This window comes from Pseudomonas sp. SW-3, from assembly GCF_016615645.1.
Lineage (GTDB): Bacteria > Pseudomonadota > Gammaproteobacteria > Pseudomonadales > Pseudomonadaceae > Aquipseudomonas > Aquipseudomonas mandelii.
Genome location: NZ_CP067098.1, coordinates 4,412,501 through 4,425,204, shown reverse-complemented (window position 1 = coordinate 4,425,204; position 12,704 = coordinate 4,412,501). Strand labels below are relative to the sequence as shown.

9 protein-coding genes are annotated in these 12,704 nt (G+C 59.1%); 6 read left to right on the top strand and 3 right to left on the bottom strand.

Annotated elements, in window-relative coordinates; all coding sequences use genetic code 11:
- Positions 1-119 precede the first annotated feature (119 nt).
- Entirely contained in the window at positions 120-1,262 is a 1,143-nt protein-coding gene (pdxB, locus tag JIO00_RS19840) for a 4-phosphoerythronate dehydrogenase PdxB (RefSeq protein ID WP_102594823.1), read from the top strand.
- A 184-nt stretch (positions 1,263-1,446) separates the two neighbouring features.
- Here the strand turns inward: pdxB and JIO00_RS19835 are convergent, their stop codons facing one another.
- Positions 1,447-1,626, bottom strand: coding sequence for a PA1571 family protein (locus JIO00_RS19835; RefSeq protein ID WP_010456379.1), 180 nt, complete (start codon positions 1,624-1,626; stop codon positions 1,447-1,449).
- A gap of 256 nt (positions 1,627-1,882) precedes the next feature.
- Between JIO00_RS19835 and JIO00_RS19830 the strand changes: the two genes are divergently transcribed.
- Positions 1,883-3,649, top strand: coding sequence for an ABC transporter transmembrane domain-containing protein (locus JIO00_RS19830; protein WP_083376179.1), 1,767 nt, complete (start codon positions 1,883-1,885; stop codon positions 3,647-3,649).
- A gap of 68 nt (positions 3,650-3,717) precedes the next feature.
- On the top strand, positions 3,718-4,752 hold the full coding sequence (locus JIO00_RS19825; protein WP_169856802.1) for a Fic family protein: 1,035 nt from the start codon (positions 3,718-3,720) through the stop codon (positions 4,750-4,752).
- A 74-nt stretch (positions 4,753-4,826) separates the two neighbouring features.
- On the opposite strand, the gene JIO00_RS19820 is transcribed toward JIO00_RS19825, so the two are convergent.
- Entirely contained in the window at positions 4,827-6,755 is a 1,929-nt protein-coding gene (locus JIO00_RS19820) for a transglycosylase SLT domain-containing protein (protein ID WP_200666697.1), read from the bottom strand.
- Positions 6,756-6,968: 213 nt separating this feature from the next.
- Here JIO00_RS19820 and JIO00_RS19815 point away from each other — a divergent pair, with 213 nt between their 5' ends.
- Positions 6,969-8,888, top strand: coding sequence for an ATP-binding cassette domain-containing protein (locus JIO00_RS19815; RefSeq protein ID WP_077748223.1), 1,920 nt, complete (start codon positions 6,969-6,971; stop codon positions 8,886-8,888).
- A gap of 128 nt (positions 8,889-9,016) precedes the next feature.
- On the opposite strand, the gene JIO00_RS19810 is transcribed toward JIO00_RS19815, so the two are convergent.
- Positions 9,017-9,454 carry a universal stress protein gene (locus JIO00_RS19810; RefSeq protein ID WP_077748224.1) on the bottom strand — a complete coding sequence of 146 codons (438 nt, stop codon included), beginning with the start codon at positions 9,452-9,454 and terminating at the stop codon, positions 9,017-9,019.
- Positions 9,455-9,558: 104 nt separating this feature from the next.
- Between JIO00_RS19810 and JIO00_RS19805 the strand changes: the two genes are divergently transcribed.
- Both JIO00_RS19805 and fadB read left to right on the top strand, forming a co-directional pair.
- Positions 9,559-9,996: a hypothetical protein gene (locus tag JIO00_RS19805; protein WP_010456364.1), complete on the top strand. Its 438-nt coding sequence runs from the start codon at positions 9,559-9,561 to the stop codon at positions 9,994-9,996.
- 539 nt (positions 9,997-10,535) lie between these two features.
- On the top strand, positions 10,536-12,683 hold the full coding sequence (fadB, locus tag JIO00_RS19800) for a fatty acid oxidation complex subunit alpha FadB (RefSeq protein ID WP_200666695.1): 2,148 nt from the start codon (positions 10,536-10,538) through the stop codon (positions 12,681-12,683).
- Positions 12,684-12,704 lie beyond the last annotated feature (21 nt).

Genomic DNA, 12,704 nt, shown 5'->3' with positions numbered 1-12,704 from the left:
TCGCTGCGCGACCCAGCGGGAGCAAGCTCCCTCGCCACAGGGTATGGAGTGACCTTAATGCCCGCTGGCCCACTACAGTCATCTCCGCCTACACTGCCAACCCGCCAAAGGAGCCTGCCATGTTGATTGTTGCCGACGAAAATATCCCGCTGCTCGATGCCTTCTTCGAAAGTTTCGGCGAAATTCGCCGGGTGCCGGGACGTTCCATCGACCGCGCCACCGTCGAGCAGGCCGATGTGCTGCTGGTGCGTTCGGTGACCAACGTCAATCGCGCGTTGCTCGAAGGCAGCAAGGTGCGCTTTGTCGGCACTTGCACCATCGGCACGGATCACCTGGATCTGGATTATTTTCAGCAGGCCGGCATCACCTGGTCGAGCGCGCCCGGCTGCAATGCCCGGGGCGTGGTCGACTACGTGCTCGGCAGTTTGCTGACCCTGGCCGAAATCGAAGGCGTCGACCTGACTCAGCGCACTTACGGCATCGTGGGTGCCGGCGAAGTGGGCGGTCGCCTGGTCAAGGTCTTGAAGGGGCTGGGCTGGAACGTGCGGGTGTGTGATCCGCCACGGCAAGCGGCCGAAGGTGGCGATTACGTCAGCCTCGAGCAGATCATCGAGCAGTGCGATGTCATCAGTCTGCACACCCCTTTGAAGAAACACGGCTCACAGTCGACCTGGCATCTGTTCGATAAACAACGCCTGAACCAACTCAAGCCTGGCACCTGGCTGATCAACGCCAGCCGTGGCCCGGTGGTGGACAACGCCGCCCTGCGCCAGGTGTTGTTGCAGCGCGAAGACCTGCAAGCAGTGCTCGACGTGTGGGAAGGCGAACCTGAAGTCGATGTGGCGCTGGCCGAACTCTGCGTGCTGGCGACGCCGCACATTGCCGGTTATAGCCTGGATGGCAAACAACGGGGGACGGCGCAGATCTATCAGGCGTATTGCGAATTCATCGGGCAACCGGCCCAGGTCAGCTTGAGCGATCTGCTGCCGGCGCCGTGGTTGTCGCACGTGACCCTTCACGCGAAGAGCGATCCGGCCTGGGCGCTGGCGATGCTGTGCCGCGGCGTGTACGACCCGCGTCGTGACGATGCGGATTTCCGTCGCAGCCTTGTAGGCAATGTGAGCGAGCAGCGTGCGGCGTTTGATGCGTTGCGCAAGAACTATCCTGCGCGCAGGGAGATTGACGGGTTGCAGGTGCGGATTGAGGGGGATTCGCCTGAGTTGCTGAAGATAGTGGCGGCACTGGGCGCAACGGCGGTCTAGAGACCGGGTTGACCCTTTCGCGGGCAAGCCTCGCTACTACAGGATTTGGGTGTTCGCTAAGTAGGTTGACGACGCAAAATCTGTAGGAGCGAGGCTTGCCCGCGAATGGCTGCACCGCATTTCCCGGATAAGCACCCACAAAAAACCCGGCCATCAGGGCCGGGTCAAGAAGACGGTGGCTATATCACTCTTGTTCGGCAGGCTTGACCAATCGCTTTTCCAGTTCGCTGCAGGCTTGCTGGATCATGTCTTCAGTGATCGGTACTTCGCGCCCATCCTTATCAATAATTGAGCAACCCAGAGACTGGTCTGGTTGTGTGCGGATCACTTGAATCTTGTCTTCGCTGCTGTTTTGCAAGGACATGGCCTGTCTCCTCATCAGGTTGTGTGCCTACTTTAAAACCGCCAGGTGACCAGGCTGTGACAACTCCCTGCGATCTCTCCAAGGCGGCAACATCAGTCCACCAGAAATACCGCAGTGTTGCCACCCGGACATTAGACCAATAGCGTCTAGCGGCTAGTCTTTGTGGTCATAATTAACCTGACTCATTGTGATTTACAGAGTTCCACCCCATTTAAGCGATATAGCTGGTCCCATCATTTGCGTACTGGATAACCCGATGCTCTCTGCCCGTCACCGCCGTGCGATTCGCCTGACCAGCCGTTTTCTTGCACCTTATCGCTGGCCGGCCCTTGGCGCATTGCTCGCGCTGATCATCACCGCCGGCATCACCTTGTCGATGGGGCAGGGCATTCGCTTGCTGGTGGATCAAGGGTTCATGACCCAATCGGCGCATTTGCTCAACCAGACCATCGGCTTGTTCATGGTGCTGGTGGTCGGGCTGGCGATCGGCACCTTTGCGCGCTTCTATCTGGTGTCGTGGATCGGCGAACGTGTGGTCGCGGACATCCGCAAGCAAGTATTCAACCACCTGGTTTATCTGCATCCGGGTTTCTATGAAGACAATCGCAGCTCCGAGATCCAGTCACGGCTGACCGCCGACACCACGTTGCTGCAATCAGTGATCGGCTCTTCGTTGTCGCTGTTCTTGCGCAATTTGCTGATGGTCATCGGCGGGATCGTCTTGCTGTTTATCACCAACCCCAAACTCACCAGCATCGTGGTCGTGGCGTTGCCGCTGGTGATCGCGCCGATCCTTGTTTTCGGCCGTCGGGTACGCAGTCTGTCGCGCCTGAGTCAGGACCGGATTGCCGACATCGGCAGCTACGTCTCCGAAACCCTCGGCCAGATCAAAACCGTGCAGGCCTACAATCATCAGGTCCAGGACGAGCAACGCTTCGCCGTGACCGTGGAGGAGGCGTTCGACACGGCGCGCAAACGCATTTTCCAGCGCGCCTGGCTAATTACGTTGGTGATCGTGCTCGTGCTGGGCGCGGTGGGCGTGATGCTGTGGGTCGGCGGTATGGACGTGATCGCCGGACGGATCTCGGCGGGCGAACTGGCAGCCTTCGTCTTCTACAGCCTGATCGTCGGCAGCGCCTTTGGCACGTTGAGTGAGGTGATCGGCGAATTGCAGCGAGCGGCGGGTGCGGCCGAGCGGATTGCCGAATTGCTGCGCTCCGAGAACATCATCCAGCCGCCCACCACAGGGCTGGTGACCTTGCCTGATCGGGTGAAGGGCAATCTGGCGCTGCAAGACGTGCGCTTTTCCTACCCTTCACGTCCAGAAAGTTACGCCGTCGATGGCTTGAATCTGACCATCAATGCAGGCGAAACCCTCGCCCTGGTCGGCCCGTCCGGTGCCGGGAAATCCACCGTGTATGACCTGCTGCTGCGTTTTTACGATCCTGCCTCGGGGCAGATCCTGCTGGATGGCGTGCCACTGACCCAACTCGATCCGCTCGACCTGCGTCGCTGCTTCGCCCTGGTCTCGCAAAACCCGGCCCTGTTCTTCGGCAGCATCGAAGAGAACATCCGCTACGGCAACCCGTCGGCGACCCTGGCCCAGGTTCAGGAAGCGGCGAAAATCGCCTACGCCCACGACTTTATCGAGCAGATGCCTAACGGCTATCAGACCCATCTGGGCGACGGTGGCCTCGGGTTGTCCGGCGGCCAGCGCCAACGCCTGGCCATCGCACGGGCGCTGCTGGTGGACGCGCCGATCCTGTTGCTGGACGAAGCCACCAGCGCCCTCGACGCCCAAAGCGAACACCTGATCCAGCAAGCCCTGCCGAGCCTGATGAAAAACCGCACCACCCTGGTCATCGCTCACCGCTTGGCCACGGTAAAAAATGCCGACCGGATCGCGGTGATGGATCATGGGAAACTGGTGGCAATAGGGACGCATCAGGAATTGATTGCGAGCAATGCGCTGTATGCGCGGTTGGCGGCGTTGCAATTCAGTGACGGGCACGACGCGGCATGAATGAGAGCTGCTGAACACTGCGAGGTTCGGGCATTATGTCGGCCTCAGTTGCGAGCCTGGATGAGGATATGAGCCGTTATCAACCACCGTTGACCCTGACCACCAGAATGCTGGCGTTGATCGCCGGGATCAGCGAACAAATCGGTCAGCTGACGGCTGTGGACGAACGCCTGCAGACGCCTCAACTGCGTCGTAGTAATCGAATTCGCACGATTCAGGCTTCCTTGGCGATCGAGAACAACACGCTCAGCATCGAGCAGGTGACCGCAGTCCTGGCTGGGCGACGAGTACTTGGCCTGCCGCGAGAAATCCAGGAAGTGCGTAACGCTTTTGCGGCGTATGAAGCCATGCCTGAGTGGCGGTCGAGCAACCGGGCCGACCTGCTGCGGGCGCATGAGTTGCTGATGGGCGGATTGATTGACGACTGTGGGCGGTTTCGCCAAGCCGGTGTCGGTATTTATCGTGGTGAAAAATTAGTCCACATGGCACCGCCGCCGAGTCGTGTTGGGCATTTGATGGACGATTTGCTGGCGTGGCTCAGTCAATCGGATTGGCACCCATTGATCGTCAGTTGCGTCTTCCACTACGAGTTCGAGTTTATTCATCCTTTCGCCGACGGAAATGGGCGGATGGGGCGACTCTGGCAAACCTTGATACTCAGTCAGTGGCGGCCGGTGTTGGCTTATCTGCCAGTCGAAGCGGTGATTCGAGAGCAGCAAGACGCTCATTACGCGGCGTTGTCGGCTGCGGACCAGTTGGCTGAGTCGACGCCTTTTGTCGAGTTCATGCTGCAAGCGTTGAGTATTGCGCTTGAAGAGGCAGGCAATACCGAATCAATAATCGACCCAGTAACCGACCCAGTAACCGACCCAGTAGGGAGATTGCTTTCAGCACTCCAGGTTAATGGTCCGCTTAAAATCAGCGACTTGATGGCTGAGGTCGGTTTGGCTCACAAGGCGACCTTTCGGGCTAACTACCTCAGGCCCGCATTGGCTGCCGATTTGATTGAAATGACCAGCCCCGAGACACCAAGCAGTCCGGCTCAAAAATATCGTCTGACCCGGCATGGCAAACAGACTGCCGCACGATTCAAGTCTGCATAGACCTTCTGGATACGCCAAAAAAAATGCCCGCATCAATCGATGCGGGCATTTTTATTCGGACTTCAGCATCAGTATCACTGATCGTCAAAGTACCGCTCATGCCAATCCACCAGCGGCTGTGGCGAGTTGAGTTTCTGGCCGTAGATCACCGAGTACGACAATACGTTTTGCACATACTGGCGGGTTTCGTCGAACGGGATGCTTTCCACCCACACGTCGAAGCTCAGGTGATCCGCACCGCGCAGCCACTGGCGTACACGGCCGGGGCCGGCGTTGTAGGCGGCGGAGGCGAGGACGCGGTTGCCGTTGAACTGGCTGTGGACCTGGCTCAGGTACGCGGCGCCGAGCTGGATGTTCTTGTCCGGGTCGAGCACTTGCTGCGGCGAGGCCAGCGGAATGCTGAACTTGCGTGCGGTTTCCTTGGCGGTGCCGGGCATCAGCTGCATCAGGCCGCTGGCGCCGACGCCGGAACGGGCGTCGGCCATGAAGGCGCTTTCCTGGCGGGTAATGGCGAACACCCAGCTCGAGTGCAAGCCACGGACCTTGGCTTCACGCACCAGGGTTTCGCGGTGGGCCATCGGGAAGCGGATGTCCAGATCGTCCCAGTATTGCGCCTGACTGATGGTGCGAATCGCCGGGAAATACCATTTCAGGTCGTAGGCCAGTTTTGCCTGGGCGACCATTTCGTCACGGTTTAAGTGACGGCTGACGTGGTACCACTCGCGACGACCGTCGACGATCTGCCCGCGGGCGTGGAACTCGAGGGCGCGACGAATGCCTGGCGTGTTGCGCACCTTGTTGATCAGCGCCTGGCTCAGTACCAGCGGTTTGTTGTTTAGCGAGTAGGGCGATTGTGAACGGTCAGCGGCAAGGAAACCGTAGAAGTCGCGCTCACGGGCCAGGTTCTTGTACAGGTTTTGTACTTCCGGGTTCTGCGGCTGCGCCAGTTCCAGGCTGCGGGCCTGCCAGTAGCGCCAGCGGTTGGTGGTCGCCAGGTCCTGCGGCAAGCGCCGAGTCAGCTGATAGGCATCGTCCCAGCGGGCCAGACGCAACAGCAGGCGCATGCGCCATTCGGACACGGTGTTGTCGCGCAGTTCCGGGTCGTACCTGGTCATCATTTCCAGTGCGCGAGGGTCGAAACGTTTGGCGAGGGTCAACCCGATTTCACGGGCGATCGCCACTTTTTCGTCGCGGGAGAAGTGCATGCTGCTGGCATAGCCGTCGAGCAGGTTCATGGCTTTGTCCGGGTCCTGGCGGGCCAGGCGGCGCAGACCGAGACTGACCACGTCGGACATCGGTTCGTCGGCCGGGGTGAAGCGCGACGGCTGATTCAGCAGTTCAGGTTTTTGCGCCACATCCACCAGCAAACGACCGCGAGGGGCGAGGGTGGTCAGGCCATTGACCAGGCTGTTGGCCAGCGGATAGTTGCGCGCCTGGGCGGCGAGCTTCGTGCGCTCCCAGCGTTTCTGTTCGGTCAGTTGACCTTCGGCGGCCCATTGCCCGAACAGCGCGTCGCAGGCGGCGGGTTGGGATTTGCCGGTCAGCCAGAGTTTATTGGCGTTGGCGTAGCCTTCGGCTTTCTGGTTGTGACCAATCTGGTACTGCGCGTTCAGGCAGTCCAGTTCGGTGAAATTGAGCTTGGGGTCGTAGTATTTGACGAAAGTCGCCCAGTCGCCGCGTTCGGCCAGCCAGCGCAACCAGCGCAATTTCATCCAGTTGGCCTGGGGCAGGTCACCGTGTTCGGCGAGGAATTTTTCGATTTCGGCATTGCTGGCCGTTTTCAGCCGAGCGGTCAGTTCGTCGTAGGCCAGGTACGGCTCCAGTGGATAATCACTAAGGGCCTGGCTGTAGCGAAAATATGGGCCGGTATCGCCCTTGGCCAAGGCTCGCTTGGCCTCATCGTAATATTGGCGCTGGGTGGACAGGTCCACCGCCTGGGCGGTTTGAGCGGCAGCGGCAGAAAGAAGCAAGCAAGATAAAAAACTGAAGAGGCGGCTGCGCATGAGACGTCCGGGCATAGAAATCACGACAAGTGCAGACTTAACCTGCACCGAATTATCTGTAGCTTAGCCTTTTGCCAGCAACGGGCGAAAGCTTTGCGGGCCTCTCGGCACAAGTTCGCAACAATTGTCATGCAGAGTGCTTCGACATTGAAATTGCCGGCCTTCTGAAGCCTCAAGTCAGGTAGAATGCGCGCCCGGTTTTTGGAGAAGCTCATGACCCTGCTCAAATTCAGCGATGTGTCCCTTGCTTTCGGCGCTATGCCGTTGTTGGACAAGGTGTCCTGGCAGATCGCCCGTGGTGAGCGGGTGTGCATCATCGGCCGCAACGGCACTGGCAAGTCCAGCATGATGAAGCTCGTCAAGGGCGACCAGAAGCCCGACGAAGGCTCCGTTTGGCGCGCGCCCGGCCTCAAGATTGGCGAATTGCCGCAAGAACTGCCGGTAGCCGACGAGCGGACCGTGTTCGACGTAGTGGCTGAAGGCCTGGACGGTGTCGGCGAGCTGCTCGCGCAGTATCACCACCTGAGCCAGAACATCGTCACCGACGCCGACCTGGACAAGCTGATGCACGTCCAGCACGACCTCGAAGCCCGCGATGGCTGGCGTTTGCAGCAACTGGTCGACAGCACCTTGAGCCGTCTGCAGTTGCCGGCCGACAAGACTCTCGCCGAATTGTCCGGCGGCTGGCGTCGTCGCGTCCTGCTGGCCCAGGCCCTGGTTTCCGAACCGGACCTGCTGCTGCTCGACGAACCGACCAACCACCTGGACATCGGTGCAATCGCCTGGCTCGAAGAAGCGCTGAAGGATTTCCAGGGCGCCGTGCTGTTCATCACGCACGACCGTTCATTCCTGCAAAACCTCGCGACCCGCATTCTGGAACTGGATCGCGGCGGCCTGATCGACTGGAACGGCGACTACGCCAGTTTCCTGGTGCACAAAGAAGCCTCCCTGGCCGCTGAAGAAACCGCCAACGCGCTGTTCGACAAGAAGCTGGCCCAGGAAGAAGTCTGGATCCGCCAGGGCATCAAGGCCCGTCGTACCCGTAACGAAGGCCGCGTCCGCGCATTGAAAGCCCTGCGTGTCGAGCGTAGTGAGCGTCGTGAGCGCACCGGCAAGGCCAACATTCAGTTGGACACCGCTGACAAGTCCGGCAAACAGGTGATGGTCCTCGAGAACGTGAGCTTTGCTCACCCGGGCGGTCCGTTCCTGATCAAGGATTTCTCGATGGTCCTGACGCGGGGCGACCGTATCGGTCTGCTCGGCGCCAACGGTACCGGCAAAACCACGCTGCTGAAGCTGATGCTCAGCGGTCTGCAACCAACCAGCGGCACAGTGGAAGAGGGGACGCGCATCGACGTGGCCTACTTCGACCAGTTGCGCCATCAGCTGGACCTGGAAAAGACCGTGATCGACAACGTGGCCGAAGGTCGCGACTTCATCGATATCGATGGTCAGAGCCGTCACGTGCTGAGTTACCTCGGCGACTTCCTGTTCAGCCCTCAGCGTGCCCGCACGCCAGTCAAGGCGCTGTCGGGTGGTGAACGTGCGCGTCTGTTGCTGGCGAAACTGTTCAGCAAACCGGCGAACCTGCTGGTTCTCGACGAACCGACCAACGACCTCGACGTCGAAACCCTCGAGCTGCTCGAAGAGGTCTTGCTGACCTTCAACGGCACCGTGCTGATGGTCAGCCACGACCGGGCATTCCTCGACAACGTGGTCACCAGCACCCTGGTCTTCGAAGGTGAAGGCAAGGTGCGCGAGTACGTCGGTGGTTATCAGGACTGGCTGCGTCAGGGCGGCTCGCCGCGCCTGCTGGGCGTGACCGAGAGCAAATCCGGCAAGGCCGACCTGACCTCTGCGGTCGTGACGGCGGAAGCGGCACCGATTGCTGCGGCAGTCGAAGCGCCGGTGGCGAAGAAGAAGCTCAGCTACAAATTGCAGCGTGAGCTGGAAATGTTGCCGGCCCAGATCGAAGCCATGGAACAGCAGATCGCTGCCGTCGAGGCCCAGATGGCCGATGCCGGTTTCTATCAGCGTCCTGCGGTCGAGACCGCTGCCGTGATCGCTCAGCTTGAGCAGTTGCAGGCTGAACTCGACGTGATGGTCGAGCGTTGGGCTGAGCTGGATGCCTGATTGATGCTGTAACAAAAAAGCCCGGCGTTCAGTGATGAACGCCGGGCTTTTCGTATGGAATGCGATCTACACGTTGCTATAGATCCCCTGTAGGAGCGAGCAGGGTCGCTCCCACAGGGTACGGGTTTTCAGCTTTTGATCAGGCGCACCGCGAGCACATCACACGGAGCGCCGTGCAGCACGTCGTTGGCCGTCGAGCCCAGCAGCAATGCCAGGCCGTGTCGGCCATGGCTGCCCACCACGATCAGGTCGCAGGTCTGTTCCTTGGCCAGGTGGTGAATCTCCTGGCGTGGCTGGCCGTAGGTCAGGTGGCTGTATTCTTTGGAGAGTTCCGGATATTTCAGGATCAGTCGGTCCAGGCGTTCCTTGGCCTGATCGAACTGCTGCTGTTGCAGTTGTGACAGGTCCATGGGGACGTCACCGCCAAAGGCCATGGCCATCGGTTCGACGATATGGACCAGGGACAGTTTCGCGCCATTGCTCACTGAAAGCTCGCGAGCACGGTGGATTACAGGGTCGCACTCTTCGGTTAGATCTACAGCGACCAGAATATGGTGGTAGGGCATGAGGTGCTCCTCCTGAGGATTGCAATATTGGTAAGTATGGCTGGTTTCAAGCGCAATGGTTCCAAAGTGACTCAAAGCGCTCATCAAGAATCGGGAGTACAGATATGACGGTCTGGATAGTGGTGTCAATCCTGCTGGTGGTGCTGAGTCCGCTGGCATGGTTGCGACCGTCCCGTGGACAGAGCGGGCGCATGGCTCTGCGCATGGAAGCGCGGCGTATCGGCCTCGCCATGCAGCTTGCGCCCCAGGAGTGGCCGCACTGGCTGAGCCAGGAGCCGCCGAGCCCTTGCGCCCAGTACCATCGGCCACGTCGTGGCAATCAACCGGCGTGCTGGAGTTACTGGCAAAAGTCGCCGGGTGTGTGGGTGAACCAGTGGCAGGAGATTTGCGAAGATCGAGCGCTGCTCAATCATTTCGAAAAATTGCCAGCCAACGTCTACAAGGTTGAAGCGGACAAACAGATGATCACTCTGTATTGGGGCGAGAAGGGCGAAGCGACGGTTTTGCAAGACATCGATGCGGTGCTGAAAGCACTGGCGTGACTCACGGACATTTCGCGCTGCAATGGCGCGAAACCTCCGACAGACAGGCAATAAAAAGCCCGACATCATCATCGGGCTGGGGTTGGCCAGGCAGGCCGGTAATTCTTTGTGCCGCCGATCTTACGCTTGGCGTTCGCCAAAAGTGTTCAATTTTTTTCTCAAGGTCCCGCCAGCGTAGTCTGTTAAACAAAGGCTGCAGCGAATTAGGGCGACTTTTCTAACTATTGATTCTATGAATGGCTTCACATGCAGGGGCGTGTTGAAGATCTTCGTAGTACGGAAGTGACCGCAAAGTCGCGTTTGAACCCGCATTTTGGGCGATTGACAATTACCGGAAATTCCGTGAAGGTGGCGTACCCAAATCAAACGGGCGTATGAATTGAGCGTTTGTATTTAACATCGCTCCTACAGAATCCCGACTATCGCGTTGGCGGGTGTGCCGGGTAGATGGGCGTAGCATTGACGTTAAGCGTCCCTGCCAAGCCATTTGCCTGCGTCCGACGTGTACTGTTCAGCTTCCATATCGTGGAGATCAGTTGATGATTTACGAAGGTAAAGCCATCACGGTTAAGGCTCTTGAAAGTGGCATCGTCGAATTGAAATTCGACCTCAAGGGTGAGTCCGTCAACAAGTTCAACCGTCTAACCCTGAACGAACTGCGTCAGGCCGTAGACACCATCAAGGCAGATGCTTCGATCAAGGGTGTGATCGTCAGCAGTGGCAAGGACGTCTTCATCGTCGGCGCCGACATCACCGAATTTGTCGAGAACTTCAAGCTGCCTGATGCAGAGCTTGTTGCTGGCAACCTGGAAGCCAACAAGATTTTCAGCGATTTCGAAGACCTCAACGTCCCGACTGTCGCCGCGATCAACGGCATCGCTCTGGGTGGCGGTCTGGAAATGTGCCTGGCGGCGGACTACCGCGTCATGTCCACCAGGGCCAAGATCGGTCTGCCGGAAGTCAAGCTGGGCATCTACCCGGGCTTCGGCGGTACCGTGCGTCTGCCGCGCCTGATCGGTGCCGACAACGCTATCGAGTGGATTGCCGCCGGCAAGGAAAACCGTCCTGAAGACGCGCTGAAAGTAGGCGCCGTCGATGCCGTAGTTGCCCCTGAGAAATTGCAGGAAGCGGCCCTGGAGCTGATCAAGCGCGCCATCTCTGGCGAGTTTGACTACAAGGCCAAGCGTCAGCCGAAGCTGGAAAAGCTGAAGTTGAACGCCATCGAACAAATGATGGCCTTCGAAACCGCCAAGGGTTTCGTGGCCGGTCAAGCCGGTCCGAACTACCCGGCACCGGTCGAAGCGATCAAGACCATCCAGAAAGCCGCGAACTTCGGTCGTGACAAGGCGCTGGAAATCGAAGCCGCCGGTTTCGTCAAACTGGCCAAGACCTCTGCCGCGCAGAGCTTGATCGGTCTGTTCCTGAATGATCAGGAGCTGAAGAAAAAGGCCAAGGCCTACGATGAAATCGCCAAGGATGTGAAGCAGGCCGCCGTATTGGGCGCCGGCATCATGGGTGGCGGTATCGCTTATCAGTCGGCCTCCAAAGGTACGCCGATCCTGATGAAGGACATCAACGAGCACGGTATCGAGCAAGGCCTGGCTGAAGCCGCCAAGCTGCTGGTCGGCCGCGTTGATAAAGGTCGCATGACCCCGGCGAAAATGGCTGAAGTGCTCAACGGCATCCGTCCGACCCTGTCCTACGGTGATTTCGGTCACGTTGACCTGGTCGTCGAGGCAGTCGTCGAAAACCCGAAGGTCAAGCAAGCCGTTCTGGCCGAAGTCGAAGACAAGGTCAAAGAGGACACCATCCTCGCGTCCAACACCTCGACCATTTCCATCACCTTGCTGGCCAAAGCCCTCAAGCGTCCGGAAAACTTCGTCGGCATGCACTTCTTCAACCCGGTGCACATGATGCCGCTGGTTGAAGTGATTCGTGGCGAGAAGTCCAGCGAGCTGGCCGTGGCCACCACCGTTGCCTACGCCAAGAAAATGGGCAAGAACCCGATCGTCGTCAATGACTGCCCGGGCTTCCTGGTCAACCGCGTCCTGTTCCCGTATTTCGGCGGTTTCGCCAAGCTGGTCAGCGCCGGTGTGGACTTCGTCCGTATCGACAAGATCATGGAAAAATTCGGCTGGCCAATGGGCCCGGCGTACCTGATGGACGTGGTCGGCATCGACACCGGCCACCACGGTCGTGACGTGATGGCTGAAGGTTTCCCGGACCGCATGAAAGACGACCGTCGCTCGGCTGTCGATGTGCTCTACGAAGCCAAGCGCCTGGGCCAGAAGAATGGCAAGGGTTTCTACGCTTACGAGACCGACAAGAAAGGCAAGCAAAAGAAAGTGGCCGATCCGTCGGTGCTGGAAGTGCTCAAGCCGATCGTTTACGAGCAGCGCGAAGTCACTGACGAAGACATCATCAACTGGATGATGATCCCGCTGTGCCTGGAAACCGTGCGTTGCCTGGAAGACGGCATTGTCGAAACCGCCGCCGAAGCCGACATGGGCCTGGTCTACGGTATTGGTTTCCCTCCATTCCGTGGCGGTGCGCTGCGCTACATCGATTCGATCGGTGTTGCCGAGTTCGTTGCCCTGGCTGACCAGTACGCTGATTTGGGCGCGCTGTACCACCCGACCGCAAAACTGCGTGAAATGGCCAAAACCGGCCAACGGTTCTTCGGTTAAGCGTCCCAACACTTGAGCGAG